This is a genomic window from Thiobacillus sp. (assembly GCA_024235835.1).
Taxonomy (GTDB): Bacteria; Pseudomonadota; Gammaproteobacteria; order Burkholderiales; family Thiobacillaceae; genus PFJX01.
The window spans coordinates 292,724-317,767 of the sequence record JACKLQ010000002.1 but is presented as its reverse complement, the minus strand read 5'-3'; the positions used below and the strand labels follow the sequence as shown (position 1 = coordinate 317,767).

At 65.0% G+C, this 25,044-nt stretch carries 28 protein-coding genes and 1 pseudogene; 8 read left to right on the top strand and 21 right to left on the bottom strand.

The features are described from left to right. Positions 1–65 precede the first annotated feature (65 nt). From purH to H6935_09680, 8 genes and pseudogenes are all read right to left on the bottom strand, one after another. A complete protein-coding gene (gene purH / locus H6935_09715; protein MCP5278623.1) occupies positions 66–1,694 on the bottom strand; it encodes a bifunctional phosphoribosylaminoimidazolecarboxamide formyltransferase/IMP cyclohydrolase in 1,629 nt (542 codons plus the stop codon). 99 nt (positions 1,695–1,793) lie between these two features. Then, a complete protein-coding gene (locus H6935_09710) occupies positions 1,794–2,039 on the bottom strand; it encodes a Fis family transcriptional regulator (protein MCP5278622.1) in 246 nt (81 codons plus the stop codon). A 23-nt stretch (positions 2,040–2,062) separates the two neighbouring features. Further along, positions 2,063–3,100 carry a tRNA dihydrouridine synthase DusB gene (gene dusB / locus H6935_09705; GenBank protein MCP5278621.1) on the bottom strand — a complete coding sequence of 346 codons (1,038 nt, stop codon included), beginning with the start codon at positions 3,098–3,100 and terminating at the stop codon, positions 2,063–2,065. Positions 3,101–3,298: 198 nt separating this feature from the next. Then, on the bottom strand, positions 3,299–4,501 hold the full coding sequence (locus tag H6935_09700) for an ABC transporter substrate-binding protein (GenBank protein ID MCP5278620.1): 1,203 nt from the start codon (positions 4,499–4,501) through the stop codon (positions 3,299–3,301). Positions 4,502–4,513: 12 nt separating this feature from the next. Then, positions 4,514–5,374 (bottom strand): ABC transporter ATP-binding protein, encoded by an 861-nt coding sequence (locus H6935_09695; GenBank protein ID MCP5278619.1) that lies wholly within the window; start codon positions 5,372–5,374, stop codon positions 4,514–4,516. Between the two features lie 30 nt (positions 5,375–5,404). Then, on the bottom strand, positions 5,405–6,394 hold the full coding sequence (locus H6935_09690; GenBank protein ID MCP5278618.1) for an ABC transporter permease: 990 nt from the start codon (positions 6,392–6,394) through the stop codon (positions 5,405–5,407). A gap of 99 nt (positions 6,395–6,493) precedes the next feature. Beyond that, positions 6,494–7,876, bottom strand: coding sequence for an ABC transporter substrate-binding protein (locus tag H6935_09685; GenBank protein MCP5278617.1), 1,383 nt, complete (start codon positions 7,874–7,876; stop codon positions 6,494–6,496). A 348-nt stretch (positions 7,877–8,224) separates the two neighbouring features. Beyond that, positions 8,225–8,584: pseudogene (locus H6935_09680) on the bottom strand (hemin receptor). 195 nt (positions 8,585–8,779) lie between these two features. On the opposite strand from H6935_09680, the gene H6935_09675 reads away from it, so the two are divergent. Beyond that, a complete protein-coding gene (locus H6935_09675) occupies positions 8,780–9,451 on the top strand; it encodes a hypothetical protein (protein MCP5278616.1) in 672 nt (223 codons plus the stop codon). Positions 9,452–9,482: 31 nt separating this feature from the next. On the opposite strand, the gene H6935_09670 is transcribed toward H6935_09675, so the two are convergent. The 8 genes from H6935_09670 to H6935_09635 form a co-directional block, all read right to left on the bottom strand. After that, a complete protein-coding gene (locus tag H6935_09670; protein MCP5278615.1) occupies positions 9,483–10,814 on the bottom strand; it encodes a lytic murein transglycosylase in 1,332 nt (443 codons plus the stop codon). 116 nt (positions 10,815–10,930) lie between these two features. After that, positions 10,931–11,536 carry an ANTAR domain-containing protein gene (locus tag H6935_09665; GenBank protein MCP5278614.1) on the bottom strand — a complete coding sequence of 202 codons (606 nt, stop codon included), beginning with the start codon at positions 11,534–11,536 and terminating at the stop codon, positions 10,931–10,933. Positions 11,537–11,567: 31 nt separating this feature from the next. Continuing rightward, entirely contained in the window at positions 11,568–12,020 is a 453-nt protein-coding gene (locus tag H6935_09660; GenBank protein MCP5278613.1) for a CBS domain-containing protein, read from the bottom strand. Between the two features lie 151 nt (positions 12,021–12,171). Then, a complete protein-coding gene (locus tag H6935_09655) occupies positions 12,172–14,940 on the bottom strand; it encodes a molybdopterin-dependent oxidoreductase (protein ID MCP5278612.1) in 2,769 nt (922 codons plus the stop codon). Between the two features lie 19 nt (positions 14,941–14,959). Beyond that, positions 14,960–15,058, bottom strand: a complete 99-nt coding sequence (locus tag H6935_09650; protein MCP5278611.1) for a hypothetical protein — start codon at positions 15,056–15,058, stop codon at positions 14,960–14,962. A 63-nt stretch (positions 15,059–15,121) separates the two neighbouring features. Next, positions 15,122–15,271 (bottom strand): hypothetical protein, encoded by a 150-nt coding sequence (locus H6935_09645; protein MCP5278610.1) that lies wholly within the window; start codon positions 15,269–15,271, stop codon positions 15,122–15,124. A 106-nt stretch (positions 15,272–15,377) separates the two neighbouring features. After that, the gene (nirD, locus tag H6935_09640; GenBank protein ID MCP5278609.1) at positions 15,378–15,722 is read right to left on the bottom strand and encodes a nitrite reductase small subunit NirD; all 345 of its coding nucleotides are present in this window, start codon (positions 15,720–15,722) and stop codon (positions 15,378–15,380) included. Positions 15,723–15,982: 260 nt separating this feature from the next. Continuing rightward, positions 15,983–18,544 carry an NAD(P)/FAD-dependent oxidoreductase gene (locus H6935_09635; protein ID MCP5278608.1) on the bottom strand — a complete coding sequence of 854 codons (2,562 nt, stop codon included), beginning with the start codon at positions 18,542–18,544 and terminating at the stop codon, positions 15,983–15,985. Positions 18,545–18,851: 307 nt separating this feature from the next. On the opposite strand from H6935_09635, the gene H6935_09630 reads away from it, so the two are divergent. The 3 genes from H6935_09630 to H6935_09620 are packed head-to-tail and all read left to right on the top strand — an operon-like array spanning position 18,852 to position 19,851. Further along, complete coding sequence (locus H6935_09630) at positions 18,852–19,136, top strand: DUF1778 domain-containing protein (GenBank protein ID MCP5278607.1); 285 nt, start codon at positions 18,852–18,854, stop codon at positions 19,134–19,136. Then, on the top strand, positions 19,136–19,615 hold the full coding sequence (locus H6935_09625; protein MCP5278606.1) for a GNAT family N-acetyltransferase: 480 nt from the start codon (positions 19,136–19,138) through the stop codon (positions 19,613–19,615). The genes H6935_09630 and H6935_09625 overlap by 1 nt, the downstream gene beginning before the upstream one ends. 20 nt (positions 19,616–19,635) lie before the next feature. Next, positions 19,636–19,851, top strand: a complete 216-nt coding sequence (locus tag H6935_09620; protein MCP5278605.1) for a 2-oxoisovalerate dehydrogenase — start codon at positions 19,636–19,638, stop codon at positions 19,849–19,851. A gap of 238 nt (positions 19,852–20,089) precedes the next feature. Here H6935_09620 and H6935_09615 read toward each other — a convergent pair whose 3' ends face one another. The 3 genes from H6935_09615 to H6935_09605 are packed head-to-tail and all read right to left on the bottom strand — an operon-like array spanning position 20,090 to position 20,928. Next, the gene (locus H6935_09615; GenBank protein ID MCP5278604.1) at positions 20,090–20,422 is read right to left on the bottom strand and encodes a putative addiction module antidote protein; all 333 of its coding nucleotides are present in this window, start codon (positions 20,420–20,422) and stop codon (positions 20,090–20,092) included. Continuing rightward, the gene (locus tag H6935_09610; GenBank protein MCP5278603.1) at positions 20,419–20,742 is read right to left on the bottom strand and encodes a type II toxin-antitoxin system RelE/ParE family toxin; all 324 of its coding nucleotides are present in this window, start codon (positions 20,740–20,742) and stop codon (positions 20,419–20,421) included. Before H6935_09610 ends, H6935_09615 begins: the two co-directional genes overlap by 4 nt. A 36-nt stretch (positions 20,743–20,778) precedes the next feature. Further along, on the bottom strand, positions 20,779–20,928 hold the full coding sequence (locus H6935_09605) for a hypothetical protein (GenBank protein ID MCP5278602.1): 150 nt from the start codon (positions 20,926–20,928) through the stop codon (positions 20,779–20,781). A gap of 224 nt (positions 20,929–21,152) precedes the next feature. Between H6935_09605 and H6935_09600 the strand changes: the two genes are divergently transcribed. From H6935_09600 to H6935_09590, 3 genes are read left to right on the top strand one after another with little or no spacing between them, the layout of a single operon-like run. Then, on the top strand, positions 21,153–21,761 hold the full coding sequence (locus tag H6935_09600) for an ankyrin repeat domain-containing protein (GenBank protein ID MCP5278601.1): 609 nt from the start codon (positions 21,153–21,155) through the stop codon (positions 21,759–21,761). A 34-nt stretch (positions 21,762–21,795) separates the two neighbouring features. Continuing rightward, positions 21,796–22,743 (top strand): hypothetical protein, encoded by a 948-nt coding sequence (locus H6935_09595; protein ID MCP5278600.1) that lies wholly within the window; start codon positions 21,796–21,798, stop codon positions 22,741–22,743. Next, the gene (locus H6935_09590) at positions 22,740–23,003 is read left to right on the top strand and encodes a hypothetical protein (protein ID MCP5278599.1); all 264 of its coding nucleotides are present in this window, start codon (positions 22,740–22,742) and stop codon (positions 23,001–23,003) included. Before H6935_09595 ends, H6935_09590 begins: the two co-directional genes overlap by 4 nt. 62 nt (positions 23,004–23,065) lie before the next feature. On the opposite strand, the gene H6935_09585 is transcribed toward H6935_09590, so the two are convergent. Beyond that, the gene (locus H6935_09585; protein MCP5278598.1) at positions 23,066–23,422 is read right to left on the bottom strand and encodes a hypothetical protein; all 357 of its coding nucleotides are present in this window, start codon (positions 23,420–23,422) and stop codon (positions 23,066–23,068) included. A 283-nt stretch (positions 23,423–23,705) separates the two neighbouring features. On the opposite strand from H6935_09585, the gene H6935_09580 reads away from it, so the two are divergent. After that, the gene (locus H6935_09580; protein MCP5278597.1) at positions 23,706–24,548 is read left to right on the top strand and encodes a universal stress protein; all 843 of its coding nucleotides are present in this window, start codon (positions 23,706–23,708) and stop codon (positions 24,546–24,548) included. Positions 24,549–24,574: 26 nt separating this feature from the next. Here the strand turns inward: H6935_09580 and cynS are convergent, their stop codons facing one another. Then, positions 24,575–25,018, bottom strand: coding sequence for a cyanase (cynS, locus tag H6935_09575; GenBank protein ID MCP5278596.1), 444 nt, complete (start codon positions 25,016–25,018; stop codon positions 24,575–24,577). Positions 25,019–25,044 lie beyond the last annotated feature (26 nt).

The following is a 25,044-nucleotide window of genomic DNA, read 5'->3' as shown; positions in this document are numbered from 1 at the left end:
AAATGTGAAACGTGAAACGTGGGGCATGCCGCGACTTATCACCCTTCACGCTTCACCTTTCACGTTTAGTGCCGGAAATGCCGCACGCCGGTGAAGACCATGGCGATGCCGTGCTCGTTGGCGGCGGCGATGACCTCATCGTCCCGCATGGAACCGCCGGGCTGGATCACCGCCGTGATACCCGCCTGAGCGGCGTTGTCCAGGCCGTCGCGGAAGGGGAAGAAGGCGTCGGAGGCCATCACCGAACCGGGCACCACCAGACCGGCATGCTCGGCCTTGATGGCGGCGATGCGGGCGGAGTTGACCCGGCTCATCTGGCCTGCGCCCACGCCGATGGTCATCCTGTCCTTGGCGTAGACGATGGCGTTGGATTTCACGAACTTGGCCACACGCCAGGCGAACAGCAGGTCTTCCATTTCCTTCTCGGAGGGGGCGCGGCTGGTGACCACTTTCAACTCGCCGTGCAGCAGGATGTCCGCATCCTGCACCAGCAGGCCGCCGGCCACCCGCTTCATGTCCATCTGGGCCACGCCGCTGGTCATACCCGGCGCCGGGCCGCCCCAAGCCGGGTATTGCACCCCCTCGGGGGGGAGCGAAGCGATGGGGGGCCACCATTTCCCGCATTCCAGCAGGCGCACGTTCTTCTTGGCGGCCACGGCTTCGCTGGCCTCCGGGCTCACCTCGGGGGCGATGATCACCTCCACGAACTGGCGCTCGACGATGGTCTTCGCCGTCTCGCCGTCCAGGCGGCCGTTGAAGGCGATGATGCCGCCGAAGGCGGATTCGGGATCGGTCTGGTAGGCCCGGTTGTAGGCCTCCAGCAGGTTGGCGCCGTAGGCCACGCCGCAGGGGTTGGCGTGCTTGACGATGACGCAGGACGGCGCGGCGTCGAACAGCTTCACGCACTCCAGGGCCGCGTCGGTATCGGCGATGTTGTTGTAGGACAGTTCCTTGCCCTGGATCTGGCGGGCGGTGGAGATGGTGCCGGCCGGGGCATTGGCCTCCACGTAGAAGGCGCCGTTCTGGTGGGGGTTCTCGCCGTAGCGGCAGGTCTGGGCCCGGCTGAACTGCAGGGTCAGCTTCTCGCCGAACTGGTCCTTGCCGCCGTCGGCATTCAGGGAAGTCAGGTAGTTGCTGATGTGGCCGTCGTACTGGGCGGTGTGGGTGAAGGCCTTCTTCGCCAGGTCGAAGCGGGTGGCATCGGAGAGACTGCCGCCGTTGGCCTTCATCTCCTCGACCAGGGCGGCGTAGTCGGCCGGGTCGGTGACGATGGCCACGTGCTTATGGTTCTTGGCGGAGGAGCGCACCATGGCCGGGCCGCCGATGTCGATGTTCTCGATGGCGTCTTCCAGGGTGTGGAGCTTGGACACGGTCTGCACGAAGGGGTAGAGGTTCACGCACACCAGGTCGATGTAGCCCAGGCCGTGCTCGTTCATGGTGGCCACGTGGGCCGGGTTGTCCCGCACGGACAGGATGCCGGCATGGACCTTGGGGTGCAGGGTCTTGACGCGCCCGTCCAGCATCTCCGGGAAACCGGTGAATTCCGACACGTCCTTCACCGCCAGGCCGGCGTCCCGGATGGCCTTGGCGGTGCCGCCGGTGGAGAGGAGTTCCACGCCCTGGCTGGAGATGGCGCGGGCGAAGTCGATGAGGCCGGTCTTGTCGGATACGGAGAGGAGGGCGCGTTTGATCATGATTTGTCCGTGAAATGTGAAATGTGAAATGTGAAATGTGGGAAAGACTGCGTTTCACCTGAGCCGCGAAGCGGCGAGTCACATTTCACGTTTCACGCCTTACTTGATGCCGTGCTGCTGCATCTTCTTGCGCAGGGTGTTGCGGTTGATGCCCAGCCATTCGGCGGCCCGGCTCTGGTTGCTGCCTGCCCGGTCCAGGATCATCTGCAGCACGGGCTTCTCCACGCAGTTCACCACCATGTCGTAGATGCCGGACGGATGTTCTCCATCGAGATCCTTGAAATACTGGTCCAGCTCCCTGCGAACGCATGCGGCCAGTTCGCTTTCATCGATGTGTTGCTCCATCCTGCTTCCTTGTTGTCGTGTATTCAGGCCGCTTGGCGCTGCGAATCCATCGCATGTGCTTGGGCGTCCAGATAAACCAGCCGGCTCCCGCGTTCCCGCGTGCGCCAGAAAAAATCGTTCACGGCTTCCAGTTGCGTCTCGGGGGTTTCCAACTGGTTCATGGCATGGCGGAACTGGGCGGAATCCGCCAGTCCCCGGGTGTACCAGGCGATGTGCTTGCGCGCCATGCGCAGGCCCGCGGGCTGGCCGTAGAAGCTGTACAGGTCGTCCAGGTGGGCCAATAGCACCTCGTGGATCTCCGCCACCTCGGGCGCCTGAAGCTTTTCACCCGTGGCCAGGTAATGGCCGATCTCCCGGAACAGCCAGGGCCGGCCCTGGGCGGCGCGGCCGATCATGACGGCGTCGGCAAGCGTGTAGTCCAGCACGTGCCTGGCCTTCTCCGGCGTGGTGATGTCGCCATTGGCGATGACGGGAATGCGGGCCTCGGCCTTCACCACCTTGATGGTGTCGTACTCCGCGTCGCCGCTGTAGCCGCAGGCCCGGGTACGGCCGTGGATGGCCAGGGCCTGGATGCCGGACTCCTGGGCGATGCGCAGGATGTTCAGGGCATTCTTGTGCTCCCGGTCCCAGCCGGTGCGGATCTTCAGGGTGACGGGCGTGCCAGGCACCGCGTTCACCACCGCCTCCAGGATGCGGCCCACCAGGGGCTCGTCCTGCAGCAGGGCGGAGCCGGCCATGACGTTGCACACTTTCTTGGCGGGGCACCCCATGTTGATGTCGATGATCTGGGCGCCGCTGTCGGCGTTGTAGCGGGCCGCCTCGGCCATCATCCCGGGCACGCTGCCGGCGATCTGCACGGAGACAGGCTCCACCTCGCCCTCGTGGTTGGCCCGGCGCCGGGTCTTGGCGGAGCCGTAGAGCAGGGAGTTGGAGGTGACCATCTCGCTCACCGCCATGCCCGCGCCCATCTTTTTGCACAACTGGCGGAACGGCCGATCGGTCACGCCCGCCATGGGGGCGACGATCAGGTTGTTCTTGAGCGTGTGGGGGCCGATCTGCATGGGGGGAAGGGCTGGGGGGTACCGGGGAAGGCTGCGCATTTTATACGCAAAGGGGGGGATGAAAAAGCTAAACGATTTGATTGGACTCGGCCCCCTTTTGGTGCGCTCCGGGGCCCCGCCAGTGCCACTCGCCTGGGTGGCTTAGGGCCGACCCGGGCCCCGGAGCGCGCGTCGACCCCGGCCCAGGTGGCGCGTGTTTCAGGCGGCTTCCAGGTAGCCGTTACCGTGGAGTTCGAAGCCCTCTGCGTAGGCGGCCGCGTCGCTGCCGTCCCACATCCGGCCATCCATGAGCAGGGCGCCGCGCATGTCCGACGTCGGCACGGCTACGCTTACCTGGGCGGCGGCTTCCCTGTAGAGGTCGACGCGGTTCACCTGGCGGGCAACGGCCTGGTAGTCGGGATGTCCGCTCAGCATGCCCCAGCGGTAGTGCTGGGTGAGGAACCACATGCCGTCGGACAGCCAGGGGAAGTTGACCTGGCCGTCGTCGAAGAAGCGCATGGCGTGGTTGTCCTGCCAGGCGCGGCCCAGGCCGTCCTGGTATTGTCCGTGCAGGCGGCCCTCGATGAGGTCCACGGGCACGTTGATGAAATCCGGCCCCGCCAGGAGTTGGGCCGCCTCGCCGCGGCCCTGGGGCGTGTCCAGGTAACGGGCGGCCTCCAGCACGGCCATCACCAGGGCCCGGGCCTGGTCGGGCCGGGATTCCGTGAAGCTCCGGCCGCAGGCCAGCACCTTTTCCGGGTGGTCCGGCCAGATGTCCTGGCTGGTGGCCACGGTGAATCCCACCCGTTCCTTGATGGCCAGTGCGTTCCAGGGCTCGCCGGCGCAGAAGCCGTCCAGGTTGCCCACCGCCAGGTGGCCCGCCATCTGGGGGGGCGGCACCACCACGTTGTTGATGTCCCGGAAGGGATGCACGCCATGGCTGGCCAGCCAGTAATACAGCCACATGGCATGGGTGCCCGTGGGAAAGGTCTGGGCGAAGGTGTGGCGGCGGTTGCTTTCGGCAATGTGACGGGCCAGGTCGGCACCGCTGCGGACGCCCAGGTCATGCAGGCGGTTGGCCAGGGTGATGGCCTGGCCGTTGCGGTTCAGGGTCATGAGCACGTTCATGTCCTGGCGCGGGCCGCCGATGCCCATCTGCACGCCGTACACCAGGCCGTAGAGGGCGTGGGCCGCATCCAGCGCGCCGGTGAGGAGCTTGTCCCGCACCGCCGCCCAGGAGGATTCCCGTGACAGCACCAGTTTGATGCCGTGTTTGCGGTCGAAGCCCTTGGCCGCCGCCACCACCAGGGGAGCGCAATCGGTCAGGGGGATGAAGCCCACGTGGATGACATGCCCCCTGGACCGGGCCTTCGGTTTCTCTGCTGTATTCATGACTCCCCTCTGTCCCCTTGCATGCACCATCCTGTCCTGGATTCAACCCACCCTGGCTGACCGGGCCTCCGGTTTCCCGGCTACCCGATCACGCGACTTTTTTGCCGCGCTGAAGTCCTCCACCTTGCGTTGCCGCTCGTAGAGGAAGGCTAGCACTTCATGGCGGAAGTGGTTGTAGCGTGCATCGCCGGCCAGTTCCACCCGGTTGCGGGGCCGGGGCAGGTCGATCTCCAGGATCTCGCCGATGGTGGCGGCGGGGCCGTTGGTCATCATGACGATGCGGTCCGACAGCAGCACCGCCTCGTCCACGTCGTGGGTGATCATGATCACCGTGTTGCCCAGGTCGGCGTGGATCTCCATCACCGAATCCTGCAGGTGGGCCCGGGTCAGGGCGTCCAGGGCGCCGAAGGGCTCGTCCATGAGCAGCACCTTGGGTTCCATGGCCAGGGCCCGGGCGATGCCCACCCGCTGCTTCATGCCGCCGGAGATCTCCTCCGGGCGCTTGTCCATGGCGTGGCCCATGTGCACCAGTTCCAGGTTGTGCACGATCCAGTCCCGCATCTCGGCCTTGGACTTGGTGCCCTTGAACACCTGCTTTACGGCCAGTTCCACGTTCTCGTAGGCGCTGAGCCAGGGCAGCAGTGAATGGTTCTGGAACACCACCGCCCGCTCGGGGCCCGGGGCGTTCACTTCCTTGTCCTCCAGCAGCACGCCGCCCTCGGTGGCCTGGTAGAGGCCGGCGACGATGTTCAGCACCGTGGACTTGCCGCAGCCGGAGTGGCCGATGAGGCTGACGAACTCGCCCTTGGCGATGTTCAGGTTCACCTTGTCCAGGGCGCGGAAGGGGCCCTTGGGGGTGGGGAAGTCGATGCAGACTTCGCTCAGGTTCAGATAGCTATGCATGGTGTGTACTCCTGGATATCGATTGCGTGGTCACCGCAGTACCGCGTTCTTGTCCCAGCTCACCGTGCGCTGCAGCAGCAGCATGGAGCGGTCCAGCAGGAAGCCGATGAAGCCGATCACCAGCACGGCCACCATGATGCGGGAGAGGGAATTGGAGCTGCCGTTCTGGAACTCGTCCCAGACGAATTTCCCCAGGCCCGGGTTCTGGGCCAGCATCTCGGCGGCGATGAGCACCATCCAGGCGATGCCCAGGGACAGGCGCAGGCCGGTGAACATCAGGGGCAGGGCGGAGGGCACGACGATCTTGAACGTATGGGTGAGGGGGGGCAGGCTCAGCACCTTGCTCACGTTGAGCAGGTCCTTGCTCACGTTGGCCACGCCCACCGCCGTGTTCACCACCGTGGGCCACAGGCAGCACAACAGCACCGTGAACATGGAGTTGAGGAAGGACTTGGAGAACATGGGGTCGTTGGTGACGTACACCGCGCTCACCACCATGGTCACCAGGGGCAACCAGGCCAGGGGCGACACGGGCTTGAACAGTTGGATGAGGGGGTTGAAGGCGGCATAGACCGCCTCGTTCAGGCCGATGAGGATGCCCAGGGGAATGGCGATCATGGAGGCCAGGATGAAGCCCGCCATCACCGTGTATAGGCTGGTGAAGATCTGGTCCAGGAAGGTGCGCTTGCCGGTATAGGGCCGGATGGTGACTTCCGCGTCGGGGTCGGCCGCCAGGGTCTCGGCATTGCGTACCTCCTGGCGTTCGTAGAACTCTTCCGCCCGCTGGCGTTCCTCGTTGTGTTCGGCCACCAGGTTGGTGGTCTGCTCCCACACCTGGGTGGGGCCGGGGAACTTGCCCAGGGAGGTGTCGATGAGCTGGGCGACGTTGTGCCAGATGAACAGGAACATGACGATGCCGATGAGGGGCAGCGTGAGGCCCATGGCGAACTGTCTGGCCTGGGCCGCGCTGGGAATCAGGCTCGCGGGGTTCTGGCGGATGCTGGTCAGGGTGGCGATCATGGTGCTTCCTTTACGACTGTTTTTGATCCGCCGCTCCCGCGCAGGCGGGAGCCCAGGTTGCTTCTGGATTCCCGCCTGCGCGGGAATGACGGTATTCAGTTACGGCTTGGCCTTGCCCTTCAGGCCGATCCTGAATTGGTTCAGATAGGCGTTGGGTTTCTTGCCGTCATAGGTGATGCCGTCGATGAACTCCTTCTGGGGCGGCTTGAAGCCGCTTTCCCTGGTGAAGTCGGGGAAATCGCTGGCCTTCATCTTGCCTTCGGCGATGAGTTCCTTGGCCGCCGTGGCGTAGATGTCGGGGCGATAGACCTTCCTGGCGACATCCATGTACCAGCTGTCGGGCTTGTAATCGGCGATCTGGCCCCAGCGGCGCATCTGGGTCAGGTACCAGACGGCGTCCGAGTAGTAGGGATAGGTGGCGTTGTAGCGGAAGAACACGTTGAAGTCCGGCACCGGGCGCTTGTCGCCCTTCTCGTACTCGAAGGTCCCGGTCATGGAGTTGTCGATGACGTCCACGTCGGCGCCCACGTAGTTGGGCTTGGAAAGGATCCGCGATGCCGCGGCGCGGTTGGCGTTGTTGTTCTCATCCAGCCACTTGGCGGCGCGGATCATGGCCTTCACCGTGCGGATGTGGGTGTTGGGGTACTTCTCCGCCCAGGTCCTGCTCACGCCGAAGACCTTCTCCGGGTTGTTCTTCCAGATTTCGTAGTCGGTGATCACCGGCACGCCGATGCCCTTGAAAACGGCCTGCTGGTTCCAGGGCTCGCCCACGCAGTAGCCGTTGATGGTGCCGGCCTCCAGGGTGGCGGGCATCTGGGGCGGCGGGGTCACGGAAAGGAAGGCGTCGGCCTTGATCTGGCCGCTGGTATCGCCCTTGTCCGGCGCGTAGTAGCCCGGGTGGATACCGCCGGCGGCCAGCCAGTAGCGCAGCTCGTAGTTGTGGGTGGAAACGGGGAACACCATGCCCATGTTGAAGCGCTTGCCCTGCTTCCTGTAGGCCTCCACCACCGGCTTCAGGGCGTCCGCCTTGATGGGGTGGACGGGCTTGCCATCCGCGCCCTTGGGTATGTGCTTCTTCATCTCTGCCCACACCGGCTTGGAGACGGTGATGCCGTTGCCGTTCAGGTCCATGGAGAAGGCGGTGATGATGTCCGCCTTGGTACCGAAGCCGATGGTGGCCCCCAGGGGCTGGCCCGCCAGCATGTGGGCGCCGTCCAGTTCGCCGGTGATGACCCGGTCCAGCAGCACCTTCCAGTTGGCCTGGGCCTCCAGGGTGACGTACAGGCCCTCGTCCTCGAAGAAGCGCTTTTCGTAGGCGATGGCCAGGGGGGCCATGTCGGTGAGCTTGATGAAGCCGAACTTCAGATCGGGCTTCTCGGCGGCGCCCACCGCCGCGTGGGCCGCATTGATGCCGCCGGCCAGGGCCAGTGCCAGGGCCAGGGGGGTCAGCAGGGCGGTCTTCAATACTTGTCTACGTTTCATTTCGCTTCTCCTGAAGTTGAGCTACTCGTTACAAATCCGTCCGGAGCACAGTCAAAAAAAAGCGTCCGACCGATGCGCGTTAACGCACGGAGGGACGCCGTTGTCCGAAAGCACCAACCTTGGCGCCGCATGGCGATGGCCCGATCATTGATCGTTTCAGTTACCTTCTAAGCATGAGGTGTGCCAAGGCTAATTGATGAGCTGGAACCCTTGATTTCTCGGTGTTTGCCCGAAATGGCCCGGGTGCGGCTCAGGTAACATGCCCGGTCGTGGTGCGGTGCATGTGGGACATGCACTTCATTTGTGAGGGACTTGGGATGCTCAGCAAAAAAAGCCCTAGCCAGCTTCCTACATCACCGTGGCCAGGGTCGTGTAGGCCTCGGTCCAGGCCGCCCTGGCATCAGGCGTGAAATCGGAACCCAGGCCCTGCTCCAGGGTCCACAGGATGGCGGCGCCCACGGTGTCGTGGTGTCTGGGTTCCTCGGCGTAGCCCGCATGGCGCCTTCCCATCTCCCGGATGCCGTTCACCACCATGTTGAGCGACATCATGAGCTTGCGGCCCTGTTCCTTCATGTCGCCCTTGAACAGGGGTTTCACCTCCGGATCCAGCTCGAACAGCTTGTTGTAGAAAAGCTCGGCGGCGATTTCCCGAATGGGAGCCACCTTGGCTCAGGACGATTGGATACGGGCGATTTTCGTGGGGGTCATGGATTTCCTTCATGGTTGAGTGAGTCTCGGGTCCGGGTAGGTTCATTTCGTGCCTGTTTGCCCGGGGCCGGAGAGGCATGCCCGCCACTCCGGCGCCAGGGATTTATTGTCCGGCGGGGAAAACCCCTGGGGCAGACCCGGACAATTGGTTATCGTGGCCCACGGCACCATCCTCTCCGTTCTATTCCAGCGCCCATGAAACTGATATCTATCCTGCTTGGCGGTCTGCTCATCGCCTACCTTGGTTGTGTGCAGGCCCAGGCTGCCATCGTCTCGGCCAAGCCGAAGCCGCGTAGCGCCAAGGTGGCAAAGCGTTTCGCCGTGCCGGCCCGGGCACCGGTGCCCGCCAGCGTGGCCCCCCAGGGGCTGGCCCTGGCCCTGAGCGTCAGCCTGCGGGACTTGCCCGCAGCACCCGAATCCCCGCCGCCCGCAAGGGTGTCCCAGGCGCGTGCAGCAATGCCCGCCATGGTGGCGCTCATCTCCTACGCGCCTTACCAGGCCCGCAGCTACGTTCCAGGAGGTGACAATCCCTACCTGGCCAAGCCTGCCATTGCACCGGCCCAGGTGTTCGCGCCCATCCAGGTTGTGCCTGAGGTGAAGGACACCGAGCCGGGTAGCCTGTTCGGCGCCCTGAGCCAGGCCATTCCTATCCTCCCGGGCAGCGGCCAGAGCATCCTGCCCAGCATCAAGAAAGTCTATCCTACGGGGGAAAAGCCCCTGGTGGTGGTCTCCTTCAAATGCCCCACCGAGGTCCTGGGGGTGACTCCCCCCACCATCAAGCTGCTGCATAACCTGGTGGACCTGGGTATGGAGGGCATCAACAAGACGGACCTGCTCTCCTTCAACCTGCAGCAGGTCTGCCAGTAGCCCCTAGTCCGGAGGATTCACCTCCTCCGGACTAGGGGCTGGAAGCGGTCTTGCCCGTGTCCGCCGCCGCCAGGGTATGGCGCAGGTGTTCCAGCAGGCCCAGGGAAGGATGCCCGTCCACGGGAAGGCCGGCCTGGCGTTGATAGCCACGGATCGCGGCCTTGGTCCTGGACCCCAGCACCCCATCCGCCTGGCCCGTATAGAGTCCCAGCTGGATCAACTGTTCCTGCATGGCCTGGGCCTCTTCCCTGGGAATGGGACGGTTGTCGGCATCGCGGCCGTTCCGCAACGCCGGCAGGCCCAGGAGGCGATCCGACAGATAGCCTACGGCCAGGGCGTAATTGATGGAGCGGTTCCAGGTCAGGATGGCGTCGAAGTTCCGGTATACCAGGAAGGCGGGGCCGGCGTGGCCCTGGGGCAGCAAGATGGTGCCGGTGATGTTGCCCAGCTTCGGCAGGCGCCTGCCGTCCGCCTGGGTGACGCCCAGGGCTCGCCAGGCGGCCACGTTCTTCTTGACGTCCGGACCTGTCAGGCTCCAGTCGAAGTCCCGTGGCAGCTTTACCTCCCGGCCCCAGATCTCGCCGCCGCGCCAGCCCAGTTCGTTCAGGTAGTTGGCGGCGGAGGAGAAGGCGTCGGGCAGGGAACCCCAGAGGTCCTTGCGGCCGTCCCCATCCCCGTCCACGGCGTAGGCCCGATAGGTGGAGGGCATGAACTGCACGTGGCCCATGGCGCCAGCCCAGGAACCCACCATGGCCTCTGGCGCCACGTTGCCAGCCTGGAGGATGTCCAGGGCATCCAGCAGCTGGCGGCGGAAGAAATCGGCACGGCGATTGTCGTAGGCCAGGGTGGCCAGGGCCGCCGGTACCGGATAGGGCCCCAGGAATTTGCCGTAGTGGGTCTCCAGGCCCCAGAAGGCCACCAGCACGTTGGCGGGGATGCCGTACTGCCGCGAGGCCCGCTTCAGCAGCCTGCCGTGCTTGCGCAGCAGCTTGCGCCCTTCCTCCACCCGCGCGTCGGTGACTCTGCGGTCCAGGTAGTTCAGGAAGGTGTCGGTGAACTCCGGCTGGCGCTGGTCCAGTTCCAGCACCCGGGGGATGGGTTCCAGGCCACCCAGGGCCGTGTCCAGGATGGCCTGGTCCACGCCTCGGGACCGGGCCTCCTGGCGCACGCCTTCGAGCCAGGTCTGGAAACTGCCGGGGGGCTCCGACCCGGCGCCCAGGGCCGGGGTGGCCAGCAGGGACAGGGTGAGCAGGCAGACGCGCGAGAAATGTAAGCGTGGGGAAGTGATAAGCCGGTCTCCTATGGATGTGTGACGGGTTCGCCAGGGTAATGGATACAACAAAATCCCAGGCGTTCCCGGCATGCGGAATATTACGGAACCTTGAGGGCGACATTCACGCGAGGCCCGGGTTTGAATTCTGTCGATACCACTCTTACGGGCTTGGCTTCTGCCCCGGGAAGTCCGGGGCTGCCGGCTGGTCAGAGCAGGTGGGAGGCGGCGATGAGCGTCTCCGCGACCTCGCCCAGGGTCTTGCCCGTCTGCATGGCCAGGTTGCGCATTTCCTTGAAGGCTGCGTCCTCGCTCATGCCCCGGCGCTTCATGAGCAGGCCCTTGGCCTTTTCCACGTTCTTGCGTTCCGCCAGCTGGCGTTCCATGTCCGCCAGGCGGCTGGCCAGTTCCTGGTGGGCCTCGAAACGGGCGCAGGCCACGTCCAGGATGGAACGGATGCGGTCCGGCGCCAGGCCGTCCACCACGTAGGCGGAGACGCCCGCCTTCACCGCCGCGCGGATGCTCTCGCTGTCCCCGTCCTGGGTGAACATGACCACGGGCCGGGGGGCGTTGCGGGTGGTGACGCTGATGTGTTCCAGGGTGTCCCGGTCCGGGGAGTCGGCGGCGACGATGACGATGTGGGGCTTCAAACCCTGCACCGCGTCGGGCAGGGCCAGGGACTCCTTCAGCTCTGCCACCACGTGGTAGCCCGCCAGGGTGAGGGCGCCCCGCAGGTTGCGGCTGCGCTCCACGTCCCCGTCCACCACCATGACGCGGACTTCGGGCTGGTCATCGTTGGCGGTGGGGTCGGACATGGCGGCTAGGGGTACGGCGAAGAGGGCGCTGTCAGCGCCCCATGCTGGAAACGTTGGCGTGGAACAGGGCCTTGTGCACGTCCCCCAGGGACACCATGCCTTCCAGCTGGTCGCCCGTGGCCACGGGGATGCGGCGGAAGTTGTGGCGCGCCATGATGGCGGCGGCCTGGAGGGCGTGCATGTCCGGACGCACGGAGATGACCCGGGAAGACATGATGTCGGCGGTCTTCAGGTTCATGACCTCCTTGTACTGGGACTCCATGGAGGAGTAGTCCACGGTGGCCATGCCTTCCATGAGGTCGCTCAGGCTGGGGAACAGGCGGGACAGCACGTCCTTTTCCGCCACGAAACCCTTCAGCTTGCCGTCCTGCACCACGGGCAGGCCCGAGAGGCGGTACAGGCACATGATGGAGGAGACCTCCAGCAGGGGCGTGTCGGGCTGCACGGTGCGGATGCTGCGGATCATGATGTCTTTCACCAGCATGGGGAGCTCCTCTCTGCTTGAACGGATATTGAACCTGCCGACCGGCTCGGGTCAGCGAGGCTGAAGACGATAGCGGGATGCACGGCCCAGTGCCAGCCGCGTGCCGGGAAATTTTGCGCCATGAGCGAGGGAAGGCTTCACCTGGAACATCTCATCCCGCCTGCAACAGGGCCTTGAGTTCCGGAATGCAGGAGCCGCAGTTGGTGCCCGCCTTGAGCTGGATGCCCAGGGCCTCCACCGACTTGGCGCCGGCGGCGATGGCCCTATCCAGGTCGTTCTCGCCCACGCCGAAGCAGGCGCAGACAATGCGTCCGCAGTCCGGCGCGGACTTGCCCGGGCGGCCCATGAGCAGGGCGGTGCGCTCCTCGCCGCTGATGCTGTCCTTGTCCAGCAGGGCCTCCAGCCAGTGGCGGGGCGGCAGGGCGGCCGCGTCCCGTTCGAAGAAGCACACCATCTCCAGGCGGCCGTCCCTTAGCAGGGCGGCGCGGTAGCGGTTCACGGCGGCATCCCGCAGCTCGATCCAGTCGCCGCTGGCGGCGCTGTCCTCGCCGAACACGTTCCGCACCTGCTCCGGCCAGGGGCAGGCGCCCTCCGGCCCTGCCAGTTCATGGCGCCAGCCGCCCTTGGCCCGCACCCGGGTCCAGTAGCCGTCCATGTCCCGGGCCAGGGGCCGGCGTGAGATCACGAAGCCGTGCCAGCCGGCCGCATAGGGAGCCACCGCCACGGGGGCATGCTTGAACTCGGGCTGGCCGGAAATCCCGTCCACCACGGCGTTCACCAGCACCCCCACCCGGGCCCGGCCGCTGAACTGGCCGTTCCAGTGGATGGGGGAGAACACGGCGCCGGGCCGCTGGCCCTGGCTTTCCATCACCCGCGCCACCATCTCGCCGTGGGCGTTGTGGACGCGGGCCAGGCCGCCATCCGCCACGCCCGCCTTGCGCGCGTCGGCTGGGTGCATTTCCACGAAGGGCTCGGCGATGTGGGCCAGCAGCTTGGCCGTCTTGCCCGTGCGGGTCATGGTGTGCCACTGGTCGCGGATGCGGCCGGTGTTGAAGACGAAGGGATGGTCAGCGTCCGGCGCGTGGGCCGGCGGGCGCGGGGTGATGGCGATCATCCGGGCCTTGCCGGAGGGCGTGTGGAAGTGGCCGTCGGCGAACAGGCGGGGCGTGCCGCCGCCGGACGTGACGGGCCATTGGATGGGCAGGAGGGTGTCATAGGCCTCCGCATGGAAACCACGCGGCTCCCCCCTTTGATAAAGGGGGGGTGGGGGGGATTCCAGCAGCGGTTCCACGGGCACACTCGAATCCCCCCTGCCACCCATTTGGAAAGGGGGGTAAAGGCTCAGCAAACCGCTGATGTCGAAGTCCCTGGAGCCTTCGTTTTCAAACCCCGACAACGCCGCGTGCTCGGCAAAGATCTCCGCCGTCCCCGCGTAGTCGAATTGCTGCCGGTAGCCCAGGCGTTTGGCCACTTCATCCACGATCCACCAGTCCGGCCTGGCTTCGCCGGGCAGGGGCATGAAGGCCCGCTGGCGGGAGATGCGGCGCTCGGAATTGGTGACGGTGCCGTCCTTCTCGCCCCAGGCGGCGGCGGGCAGGCGTACGTGGGCGTGAATACTGGTGTCCGTGCGGGCCGCCACCTCGGAGACCACCACGAACTCGCATTGCTTCAGGGCGGCCACGGCCCGGTCCGCCTGGGGCAGGCTCACCGCCGGGTTGGTGGCCATGATCCACACCGCCTTGATGCGGCCCTCCCTGACCGCTTCGAACATGTCCACCGCCTTCAGGCCCGGCTTGCTGGCCACCCGGTGGCTGTTCCAGAAACGTCCCACCCGGGCCACGTCCGCCGGATCGAAATCCATGTGGGCCGCCAGCTGGTTGGCCAGGCCGCCCACCTCCCGGCCCCCCATGGCGTTGGGCTGGCCGGTGATGGAGAAGGGGCTGGCGCCGGGCTTGCCCACCCGGCCCGAGGCCAGGTGCGCATTGATGATGCTGTTGGCCTTGTCCACGCCGGAAGAGGACTGGTTGGTGCCCTGGGAAAACACCGTCACGGCCTTGGGCATGGTGGTGAACAGGCGGTAGAACTCGGCCACCTCGGCTTCCGCCAGGCCGCATTGGGCGGCCACCTGGGGGATGTTCAGTCCGTCCACCGCATCCAGGGCGCTGCCGAAGCCTTCAACGTGGCTTTCCAGGTAGGACCAGTCGATGCCGCCTTCCCGACGCAGATGATTGAGCAGGCCGTTGAACAGCCAGGCATCGGCGCCGGGCGCGATGGCCAGATGCAGATCCGCGATGTCGCAGGTGGCCGTGCGGCGGGGGTCGATGACCACCACCTTCATCCCCGGCCGGGCCTTCCTGGCGGCGACGATGCGCTGGAAGGCCACGGGATGGGCCCAGGCGGCGTTGGAACCCACCAGGGTCACCAGGTCGGCGATCTCCAGGTCCTCGTAGCAGGCGGGCACCGTGTCCGTGCCGAAGGCACGCTTGTGGCCCGCCACGGCGGATGACATGCACAGGCGGGAATTGGTGTCGATGTTGCCGGAGCCGATGAAACCCTTCATCAGCTTGTTGGCCACGTAGTAGTCCTCGGTGAGCAACTGGCCGGAGACGTAGAAGGCCACCGCGTCGGGGCCGTGCTGCTCGATGATATTGCGGAAGTGGTGGGCCACCGTGTCCAGGGCCTGGTCCCAGCCCACCTGTTTGCCCGCCACCTCCGGGACCAGCAGGCGGTCCTCCAGGCCCAGGGTCTCCGCCAGGGCCGCGCCCTTGGAGCACAGCCGTCCCAGGTTGGCCGGGTGGCCCGGGTCGCCGCGCACGGAGAAGCGAGGGGGGGAGTCATCGGGCTCCCGGCTCACCAGGATGCCGCAGCCCACGCCGCAATAGGGGCAGGTGGTGTGGATTGGAGTGGGGTTGTCTGCCATGGGATGGGACATGTTCAACTCAGCGTGCCGTCGCGTACGGAGAAGCGAGGTCTTTCCCCCCCCTTTCCCAAAGGGGGGAGTCATCGGGCTCCCGGCTCACCAGGATGCCGCAGCCCACGCCGCAATAGGGACAGGTGGTGCGGATGGGTGGTTGTGTCGTCTGCCATGGGATGGGACATGTTCAACTCAGCGTGCCGTCGCGCACGGAGAAGCGAGGTCTTCCCCCCCTTTGGGAAAGGGGGGAGTCATCGGGCTCCAGGCCCACCAGCACGCCGCAGTCAACGCCGTAACAGGGGTAGATGGTGCGGATGGGGATTGGGATGTCTGCCATGAGAGGGAGCATGTTCAAGTCACCGCCTCACCCCGGCGAAAGCCGGGGCCCAGTTTCTATTCCTGGATTCCGGCCTGCGTCGGAATGACGGACTCATCATGTTTGATCAGTGGTTCGGGCAGCCTTCGTCCGGCGCCAGGCACAGGCTCACCAGGCCATCGCTCACCTTCACCGGGAAGCGGGCGGCGCAGCCCTCGTCCGGGGCCACGGCGATGCCGGTGTCCAGGCTGATCTTCCAGTCGTGCAGGGGGCAGGCCACCCGCTTGCCGGAGACGATGCCCTGGGACAGGGGGCCGCCCTTGTGGGGGCACTTGTCCTGCAGGGCGAAGACCTCGCCCTCCACGGTGCGGAAGAGGGCGATATTGCCGGCGGCGGTCTTCACCACCCGGGAGCCCTGGCGGGGGATGTCTTCCACGGGGCCGATTTCAATCCAGTGTTCGTTCATGTTCATGTCCTTAGCCTTTTCCTGATCCTTCGTTCTAAGCCCCTCGCCCTTGAGGGGGCGAGAGGGGAATTCGGTAAGCACTGCTTACCGCCCTCGCAGCCGGCTGGCGATGCAACGCCAGCCGTGGGGCGCGGAGCGGGGGTTGGGGAGAGGGTGGGCTTTTGCGTTCATCTGAATGAAATCAGCCCTACGCTTCACCCTCTCCCCGGCCCTCCCCCCTCAATGGGGAGGGGGAAAACCGTGTTGGCTCACGCCCCCAAAAAACCTCAAGCCAGCACGGCGATAGGCGTGAATTCCCGGGTCAGCTCGCCTTCGGTACGTTCCTTCCACGGGTCCACCTGGGCCGGCTTCTGGGAGACGGCGAAGCGTTCCGCCAACGCCTTGCGGCTGGCCTCGTCCTCCACCACCTTCGCCTTGATGTGGGCCAGGCCCACCCGCTCCACCCAGGGGGCGGTGCGTTCCAGGTAATGGGCCTCTTCCCGGTAGAGCTGGGCGAAGGCGGCGGTGTACTCCAGCACCTGGGCCTCGGTTTCCACCTTGGTGAGCAGGTCGGTGACGCGCACCTTTATGCCGCCGTTGCCGCCCACGTGCAGCTCGTAGCCGCTTTCCACGCACACCACGCCGAAGTCCTTGATGGTGGCCTCGGCGCAGTTGCGCGGGCAGCCGGACACGGCCAGCTTGTACTTGTGGGGCATCCAGGAACCCCAGGTCAGCTCCTCCAGCTTCACGCCCAGGCCGGTGGAATCCTGGGTGCCGAAGCGGCACCACTTGGCGCCCACGCAGGTCTTCACCGTGCGCAGGGCCTTGCCGTAGGCGTGGCCGGAAACGAAGCCCGCGTCGGACAAATCCTTCCACATGGCCGGCAGGTCTTCCTTCTTCACGCCGAACAGGTCGATGCGCTGGCCGCCGGTGACCTTCATCTCCGGCACCTGGAACTTGTCCGCCACGTCGGCGATGGCGCGCAGGTCGGACGGGGTGCACAGGCCGCCGAACATGCGGGGCACCACGGAGAAGCTGCCGTCCTTCTGGATGTTGCCGTGGGCCCGCTCGTTGATGTAGCGGGACTGGGCGTCGTCCACGTATTCCGTGGGCCAGGCGCACAGCAGGTAGTAGTTCAACGCCGGGCGGCACTTGTTGCAGCCGTCCGGGGTCTTCCACTCCAGGAAGCGCATGGCATCCGGCATGCTCTTCAGGCCCTGCTCGGCGATGGCGGCGCGGATTTCGTCATGGGTGTGGTCCGTGCAGCCGCACAGGGGCTTCCTGGAAGGCGCGGTGGAATAGTCGCCGCCCACCGTGGCCGCCAGGATGGTTTCCACCAGGCCGGTGCAGGAACCGCAGGAGGCGGAAGCCTTGGTGTGGGCCCGGACCTCATCCAGGGTGAACAGCTTGTTGGCGCGGATGCTGGCGATGATGTCGCCCTTGCACACGCCGTTGCAGCCGCAGATTTCCGCCGTGTCCGGCAGGGACATGACGCGGCTCTTCTCGTCGCCGCCGCCGGCCCCGGAGTCGCCGATGTGATGGCGGCCGAACAGCAGCTTGTCCCGGTAGTCGGACACGTCGTTGCCGTCCCGCATCAGCTCGAAGTACCAGGCCCCGTCCAGGGTGTCGCCGTAGAGCACGGCCCCCGCCAGCTTGTTGTCCTTCAGCACCAGCTTCTTGTAGGCGCCCCGGCCCGGGTCCTGGAACACGATCTCCTCCGTGCCCTCGCCGCCCATGAAATTGCCGGCGGAGAACAGGTCGATGCCCGTCACCTTCAGCTTGGTGGAGGTCATGGAGCCCTGGTAGCGGGCCACGCCGTGCTCCGCCAGGTGGTTGGCGCACACCTTGGCCTGCTCGAACAGGGGCGCCACCAGGCCGTAGGCAATGCCCCGGTGGCTGACGCACTCGCCCACGGCATAGATGCGCGGGTCGAAGGTCTGCATGGTGTCGTTGACCACGATGCCGCGGTGGCAATGCAGCCCGGCGGACTCCGCCAGAGCCGTGTTGGGGCGAATGCCCACGGCCATCACCACCAGGTCGGCGGGGATTTCAGAGCCGTCCTTGAAGCGCACGGCGCCCACGCGGGGCTTGGAGGAATCCCCCCCGTCCCCCCTTTGGGAAAGGGGGGAGTCAAAACCAGCTCCATCCATCCCCCCCTTTTGTAAAGGGGGGCTAGGGGGGATTCCAGGGGTGATTCCAGCAGCCGGCAAAATCTCCGCCGTCTGCTTCTCCAGCAGGAACTTCAAACCTTTTTCTTCCAGGCTCTGCTGCAACAGTGCAGAGGCTGGCTTGTCCATCTGCCGCTCCAGCAGCCAGGGCGCGATGTGCACCACGGACACGTCCATGCCCCGCACCTTCAGGCCGTTGGCCGCCTCCAGGCCCAGCAGGCCGCCGCCGATGACCACCGCATGCTTGAACCGGGACGAGGCGCGGATCATGGCGTCCACGTCCGCAATGTCCCTGAAGCCCACCACGCCTTCCAGGTCCGCGCCGGGAACGGGCAGGATGAAGGGCTTGGAGCCCGTGGCCAGCAACAGCCGGTCGTAGGGGGCCTGGGTGCCGTCGTCCGCCTCCACGAAGCGGTTCTTGCGGTCGATCTTCACCACCTTCTTGCCCGTGTGCAGGGTGATGCCGTGGGTGTCGTACCACTCCCGGCTGTTGAGCACGATCTGCTCCACCGTCTGCTCTCCCGCCAGCACGGGGGAAAGCATGATGCGGTTGTAGTTGGGGTGGGGCTCGTCGCCGAACACCGTAATGTCGTACTGCTCCGGCGCGGCCTTCAGCAGTTCTTCCAGGGTGCGCACACCCGCCATGCCGTTGCCCACCAGTACCAATTTCATCCTTGCCATGCTTCTGTCCCTCTAGGCAAAAAAAACGGCATCCGACCCCGAAGGGAAGGACGCCGTTGTCCAAGATCGCTTAGGCTGTAATGACCTGGTTAGCTAATAGCAATGGCTGTGCCAGGGAATGTTGGCTATATAAATCAAGGGGATGGCTTGTGGAGGAATAAGGTTGCGCACTGCGGCGGGGCGTGGTGCACTGGATTTGAGCGGAGGGATTGGGGCGCCGGAGCACTGATTTCAGAGTCATCAATGTGCCACAGACTGGTACACAATGTGTATCATGAAAACCTACCCGGTCATATTGAGGCGACCCATGCATACCCCCGTTAATACCGAATCCGTTACCCGCCCCGTGAACCTCCGCGTGCGCGAGGAAATCCGTGACCTCATTGATCAAGCCGCGCGCAGCCAGGGCAAGTCCCGGTCGGAATTCATGATTGACGCAGCCCGACGTGCCGCCGAGGAAACCCTGCTCGACCAAACCCTGGTGCGTGTGGACCGGAAGACCTACGACCACTTTCTGGCCGTGCTCGACCAGCCGCCGGGGGGTGAGGGCTATGCGCGGTTGATGAACGCCAAACAGCCTTGGAAGGCCTGATGCTCCAGGCCCCGGCGCCACTGGGTGACGCCCATGTCCTGGATGGATTTTCCTGCGGTGTAACCAATCTGGATGACTGGCTGAAACGCAGGGCGCGCGCCAACCAGGCATCCGGTGCATCCCGCACCTACGTGGTGGCGGACGAAGCGCAACGGGTGATGGGCTATTACTGTCTGGCATCCGGCGCCCTGGCCCTGAACGAATCGCCTTCCGGACTGCGCCGCAATATGCCCGACCCCATTCCCATGGCCCTGCTGGGCAGACTGGCGGTGGATGGGACGATGCAGGGACAGGGTCTGGGTGTTGCGCTGTTGCGCGATGCGGTGGAGCGCACCCAGGCCGCGGCCGGGATTCTCGGGATTCGTGGCTTGCTTGTGCACGCCTTGTCGGAAGAGGCCAAAGCGTTTTACGAGCGATATGGGTTCGTGGCATCGCCGGTCAGGCCAATGATGTTGGTGATGTCTTTGAGGGTGGGGTAATGAAGTAAAGGCGCCCTTCCATGCCCGAAATTCATTTCGTCGTTGAGGAAGCCCCCGAGGGTGGCTTTGTCGCCCGGGCCATGGGCGTGGACATATTCACCGAGGCGGATGACCTTCATGCCCTGCACGCCCAGGTAAGGGATGCCGTGCGCTGCCACTTTGACGAAGCGGATAGACCCAGGCTCATCCGCTTGCACATTACCCGCGAAGAATTGCTGAAAACCTCGTTGGGATAAAAAGCGGAGGCCTTTCGGTATCTGGGCATTGAAGCCGGCGGCAAATGGCCGTCTCCATGTCTTCGACCGACTTGCTCGGCCCCTTGTAGCCGGTACAGCCGATGACCTCGTTCAGGGTTGACTGCCCAAAGTCCTTGGCAGTCACCGGGGTCAGCCTGGATTGGTTTTTCCGGATCATGAATCTACTCCCTGATCTCTGTCACCCGTTTCAATTTCACCTGTGTAGATCGACGGCCATTCAGACTGCGACTCGGTGCTCGGGCTCCACGGACAGTTTCATGCCCACGGCCTTGAGTACGGCCAGGATGGTCTTGAGGGTTGGGTTGCCCTTGGGTGAAAGGGCTCGGTACAAGGATTCCCGGCTCAGGCCGGCTTCCGCGGCCACGGCCCCCAGACCTCCGTAGGCCTCGGCGATGGTGCGCAGCGCCAGCAGGCCCGCCGCCCGGTCATCGGGATCGTCCAGGGACTCCATGGCGGTCTTGAGATAGGCGACAGCCAGTTCCCTATCGGAGCGCAGTTCTTCTACCTCGCGATCATGGTGGGATACGGCACCCTCTAGCTTCTTGCTCATACCTGCCTCCGTTTCCAATCTGCCCAATATTCCTTCGCTGTCCTGATGTCCGCTGCCTGGCTCTTCTTCGATCCTCCGCAAAGGAGGATTACGACTGTCTGGCCATGGCGCCCGAAATAGACCCGGTAGCCAGCGCCCAGGTGCTCCTTCAATTCGAGAACGCCTTCGCCCACCGGCTCGCTATCACCGAATATGCCTGCTTCCAGACGCTTGAGACGCAACCGGATTTTGGCTTGCGCCTGTTTCTCCCGCAGGGACAGGAGCCAGTCGGTCATGGGCTCCTTGCCATCCTCGGTCTGATAACGGCGAACGCAGATCATGGGGATTATTGTAGCCTATAAGCTACGTAATGGGCCTCAGCCGATATGCTCGTGCAGCCGTCCTGAATACTCGATGTTCCAGCGGAACTGGTCCAGTAGGGCCTGGCGAATCCGCTCCATGTCCAGGTTGTAGATGTCGTCGGGGAAGAGGAACTCGGCCACGCCGGAATCGAAGATGCGCTTCACCTCGTATTCCTCATGGGCGTTTCAAAACTGCGGGCAGGCCTATAGTGGAAAGGAGGTGATGGCCATGGCTGCGCGTCACCTCCATAACAATGAACCGCCAGTTGCGAGATTTGCTTTGGGCCGGGCTTTTACTGATCCTGACGACAGTAGGTGGTGGCCTGTACGCCGGTCCTACTCCCCAACCAGACCGGTTTCCCCCGTCTTCGCCTTTTGCCGAGCCTCCCTTGGCCCTCCAGTTGAACGTGGCGGCGGCCCAGGGAGATGTGGCCCGGGTGGTGGACCTGCTCGGCGCCGGCGTGTCACCTGATGCCGTTATGGCGGATACGGGCATGACGGCCCTGATGGTGGTGGCCGATGCCCGGGTGGCGCGGGTGCTGATCCGGGCGGGTGCGGATGTACGCCGGACGGATACCCAGGGGTGGGCGCCGCTGCACCATGCCGTGACCCGGCCTGGCAGCGCGGGCCTGGTAGCGGTTTTGCTCCATGCCGGCGCCGACGCCGGAAAACGGGATGAGCGGGGTGAAACGCCCCTGCTGCGGGCGGGCCTGTTGTTCACCGAGGCCATCGACCGGTCCGGCGGAGTGTCGGTCCTCAACTTGCTGGTGCAGCAGGGCAGGTCAGATATCAATGCCTGTGACCGGGACGGCTGGACGCTGCTGCACCAGGCCGCCAGCAATGACGAGCCGGCCCTGGCGGGGGTTTGTCTGGCCCTGGGGGCGGGCCCGGATATCCGTACACCCTTGCGGGAAACCCCTTTTGAGATGGCGAAGCGGCTTCACGCCCATGGCTTCCTTGAGGCCCTGGGGCGGTTCCGCGGTGGAAAGGAGAAATGACATGGCAACGCGGTGGATGCGGATTATGCGGTGGATGAAGCGGTTGGTGCCGCTGGCGGCCCTGGTGCTGGCGGGCCTCTCCACCAGCCTGGCGGCGGAGAGCCGGGCCAGTGTGGCTCAGGCGTTCTGGCAGAACGAGGCGAGGATCGAGGCCTATGAGCGGCAGGCCACGGGCACGGATCACATCAACGTGTATGCCGGCCTGTTGCTGGCCGTGGCCGACCCCAACTGGGATAGGCGGGGCACGGGCATGATCGCCACCGACGACGTGCTGATGTTGCCTATGGCTCGGCTGCCGGAAGTGGCACTGGACATCGCCCTGGATAACCAACGCCAGGTGAGCGATGTCACCCGGGATCTGCTGCGGATGGACAAGGAATATCGACTGCACCTGCAGAACGAGGTGTTGCCCGCCCTGCGGGAGAAGAGCCACCGACTGCTGCAGCGCTTGGCTGAACTGACCCCGGTGCCTGCGGGGCGCCGGCCCCCTGGACCCACGAGCCTGAACCCGAACGAGATGATGGTGTGGTCAGGAAATCTGGATGACGGCGCGTTGACCCAGGCCCGCCAGAAGGTGGAGAGCAGAGGCTTCACCAGGCTGCGGGACTACAGGGCGGAGAGTGTTACCTTGCACTTGTACCCGAACGGACGCATCGAGCTGGTGAGACCGCCCACCTGCACCGTGGTGACGTGGACCCCCACCAGCGACCGCCGGGATGCCATTACCACCACCACACGCACGACCTACCAGGTGACCCCGGGGACCAAGCTGAGCGGCGAGCGGTTCAGGGTCCGGGCCAGCGTGCAACGGGATGCCAACTCGGATAGCAAGGTGGTGCGGCAGTCCTTCATGAATACCTCCGACAAGGACGCCAGGCTGGTGAACGTCGAAAACGGCAGGCAAAAGCTGCTGTACCTGTACAACGGCCAGGATTCGGTGCCCCTGGTGCCCTGGCGGCTATTTCCGGAGCTTTTGAGATGATCGTGGTGGGAATCTTGTCCCTGGCCCTGGCGGTGATGATGATGATCCTGGCGGTGACCTATCAGCGGCGGGACATCACCCCCGGCCGGGGCGGCACGATGGGCGGCGAGATGACGGCCGGCCTCATCTGGCTGGTCGCATCCGCGCTCTGTGCCCTTGCGGCCCTGGTGCTCCTGCGCTGGTATTGGGCCGTGCTGGCCTTCGTCCTGACGCTCGGCCTGTCCTTCATGGTCAGGATTCTGCTGGCTCGCATCGGTTGAGCCGGGAGGCGGCCGACGTCTCAGCCAATATGCTCGTGCAACCTTCCTGAATACTCGATGTTTCAGCGGAACTGGTACAGCAGGGCCCGGCGAATCCGCTCCATGTCCGGGGTGTATATGTCGCCGGGGAAGAGGAATTTGGCCACGCCGGAATCGAAGATGCGCTTCATCTTGTATTCCTCGTGGGTGATCTCCCGCTGGTCGATGGCGCCCGCCAGGTTCATGAGCATCAGCTTGCACTTCGCCTCGAAGCGGACCTTCTTGTGGGAGCAGTCATCGGACACGTGCGGCAACGGGCCCACCGGGTCATGGGTGGTCTCGATCTCGTCGTTGGTTTCCACATAGGAGGCATAGGGGCTCAGCAGCTTGTCCCGCAGCAGATTGATGACGGCGTAGGCGGTTTGGGCGTATACCCTCACCAGCCCCTGCAGCTCTTGATCTGCTGGGCAGGCCCGCCGCCGGCATGGACGTTTTCGGTATGCTGCCAGTGCATTTCTGGCCTTGATGGCCCCCTCCAGCACGAACAGGGAGCGATGGCAGTGTATGAACAGGAGGGCGAGTTCTCCGACCTGGCGGGCTTCCGCACTCACTTGTCTGCCCGGGATCATGGGGCCAAGCCATGAGAAGGCATTCAGGGGGTGCGTTTTGCACGGGGTTCACTAGTATGCTGGGTGTGTTCTATCCGTCAGACCGGAGCCCGCCATGACCGACCAGCTTTCCCCGCTTGCCCGTTTCCAGAACATTGTCCTTTCCACCGACGGTACCGACGTGAGCGCGGGTGCCGTCCGCGTGGCCCTTAAGCTGGGCAAGCAGTGCGGCTCCAGGCTCACGGTCATGCACATGGCGCGCACCTATCCGGGTTATGCGATGTTCAATCCGGGGGGGGTGAGCGATGAGGAGAACCGGGCCCAGGAGGTGCTGAAGGGGGTGGAGCAGCAGGCGGGAACCGAGTGCGTCAACTGCGTGCCGGTGATGCGCTATGGCGAGGAACCGGTGCGGGAAATCGTCAGCCAGGTGGAGGAAAGCGACGCGGACCTGCTCATCATGGGGCGGCGGGGCGTGCACTGGCTGGAAAGACTGGTTCTGGGCGAGGCAGCGGCCCGGGTGATTGGCCACGTGAGCCGCAGCGTACTGGTGGTGCCCAAGGAAGCGGACATGTGGAGCAAGGGCATCATGATTGCCGTGGACGGCTCCCGTCATGCCGATGCGGCGGCTTTTTCAGCGGGTTTCCTTGCCAAGTGCACGGGCTTGCCGGTGACGGTGGTGACCGTTTGCGCCAGCGACGACCTGAGCTGCGACATCATCAAGCCCATCGCCGACCGGGTGCGTGACCTGCTCATCGCCGACGGGATTACCGCCAGGAGCGTGGTGCTGGAAGGCCGGCCCGCCGACCAGATCGTACAGGCGGCGCGGGACAATGACTGCGACCTCATCGTGGTGGGCTGCCAGGGCCGCACGGGCCTGGACCGGCTGCTCATGGGCAGCGTGTCCCAGCAGGTGGTGGTGCAGGCCACCTGCCCGGTGCTGGTGGTGAAGGAAAGCTGAGTCGGCGCGGCGCTCTCAGTCGCCGGTCAGTACATCTTGTAGGGCAGGAACTTGCCGCTCATGACGATGTGCACCCGGTCGCCGTTGGGGTTCGGTTCGCGACTGATGTCCATGGAGAAGTCGATGGCGCTCATGATGCCGTCGCCGAATTCCTCGTGGATCAGTTCCTTGATGCTGGTGCCGTACACATTGATCAGTTCGTAGAAGCGGTAGATGAGCGGGTCGGTGGGCACGGCGGTGGGCAGGGAACCCTTGTAGGGCACCACATGCAGCATCTCCACGGCCTCGGTGGGCAGGTCCAGCAGGGCACCCACCTTGCCGGCCTGTTCGGCGGTGAGGGTCATCTGGCCCATGAGGGCGGCGGTCGTCCATTCCTTGCTCTGGCCGGTGGCTTCGGCCAGTTGGCGCCACTTGACCTGCTTCTTGCGCTTGGCGGTGAGGATGAGCTGGGTGACTTCGTCGCGGGTCATGGTGATCTCCTTGGAGTGGACGGGAT

Excerpts from the sequence above, each read along its gene's own strand:
- purH (MCP5278623.1), bottom strand. The coding sequence starts at position 1,694 with ATGATCAAACGCGCCCTCCTCTCCGTATCCGACAAGACCGGCCTCATC.
- H6935_09710 (MCP5278622.1), bottom strand. The coding sequence starts at position 2,039 with ATGGAGCAACACATCGATGAAAGCGAACTGGCCGCATGCGTTCGCAGG.
- dusB (MCP5278621.1), bottom strand. The coding sequence starts at position 3,100 with ATGCAGATCGGCCCCCACACGCTCAAGAACAACCTGATCGTCGCCCCC.
- H6935_09700 (MCP5278620.1), bottom strand. The coding sequence starts at position 4,501 with ATGGTGCATGCAAGGGGACAGAGGGGAGTCATGAATACAGCAGAGAAA.
- H6935_09695 (MCP5278619.1), bottom strand. The coding sequence starts at position 5,374 with ATGCATAGCTATCTGAACCTGAGCGAAGTCTGCATCGACTTCCCCACC.
- H6935_09690 (MCP5278618.1), bottom strand. The coding sequence starts at position 6,394 with ATGATCGCCACCCTGACCAGCATCCGCCAGAACCCCGCGAGCCTGATT.
- H6935_09685 (MCP5278617.1), bottom strand. The coding sequence starts at position 7,876 with ATGAAACGTAGACAAGTATTGAAGACCGCCCTGCTGACCCCCCTGGCC.
- H6935_09675 (MCP5278616.1), top strand. The coding sequence starts at position 8,780 with ATGAAACTGATATCTATCCTGCTTGGCGGTCTGCTCATCGCCTACCTT.
- H6935_09670 (MCP5278615.1), bottom strand. The coding sequence starts at position 10,814 with ATGCCGGGAACGCCTGGGATTTTGTTGTATCCATTACCCTGGCGAACC.
- H6935_09665 (MCP5278614.1), bottom strand. The coding sequence starts at position 11,536 with ATGTCCGACCCCACCGCCAACGATGACCAGCCCGAAGTCCGCGTCATG.
- H6935_09660 (MCP5278613.1), bottom strand. The coding sequence starts at position 12,020 with ATGCTGGTGAAAGACATCATGATCCGCAGCATCCGCACCGTGCAGCCC.
- H6935_09655 (MCP5278612.1), bottom strand. The coding sequence starts at position 14,940 with ATGGCAGACAACCCCACTCCAATCCACACCACCTGCCCCTATTGCGGC.
- H6935_09645 (MCP5278610.1), bottom strand. The coding sequence starts at position 15,271 with ATGGCAGACATCCCAATCCCCATCCGCACCATCTACCCCTGTTACGGC.
- nirD (MCP5278609.1), bottom strand. The coding sequence starts at position 15,722 with ATGAACATGAACGAACACTGGATTGAAATCGGCCCCGTGGAAGACATC.
- H6935_09635 (MCP5278608.1), bottom strand. The coding sequence starts at position 18,544 with ATGGCAAGGATGAAATTGGTACTGGTGGGCAACGGCATGGCGGGTGTG.
- H6935_09630 (MCP5278607.1), top strand. The coding sequence starts at position 18,852 with ATGCATACCCCCGTTAATACCGAATCCGTTACCCGCCCCGTGAACCTC.
- H6935_09625 (MCP5278606.1), top strand. The coding sequence starts at position 19,136 with ATGCTCCAGGCCCCGGCGCCACTGGGTGACGCCCATGTCCTGGATGGA.
- H6935_09620 (MCP5278605.1), top strand. The coding sequence starts at position 19,636 with ATGCCCGAAATTCATTTCGTCGTTGAGGAAGCCCCCGAGGGTGGCTTT.
- H6935_09615 (MCP5278604.1), bottom strand. The coding sequence starts at position 20,422 with ATGAGCAAGAAGCTAGAGGGTGCCGTATCCCACCATGATCGCGAGGTA.
- H6935_09610 (MCP5278603.1), bottom strand. The coding sequence starts at position 20,742 with ATGATCTGCGTTCGCCGTTATCAGACCGAGGATGGCAAGGAGCCCATG.
- H6935_09595 (MCP5278600.1), top strand. The coding sequence starts at position 21,796 with ATGAAGCGGTTGGTGCCGCTGGCGGCCCTGGTGCTGGCGGGCCTCTCC.
- H6935_09590 (MCP5278599.1), top strand. The coding sequence starts at position 22,740 with ATGATCGTGGTGGGAATCTTGTCCCTGGCCCTGGCGGTGATGATGATG.
- H6935_09580 (MCP5278597.1), top strand. The coding sequence starts at position 23,706 with ATGACCGACCAGCTTTCCCCGCTTGCCCGTTTCCAGAACATTGTCCTT.
- cynS (MCP5278596.1), bottom strand. The coding sequence starts at position 25,018 with ATGACCCGCGACGAAGTCACCCAGCTCATCCTCACCGCCAAGCGCAAG.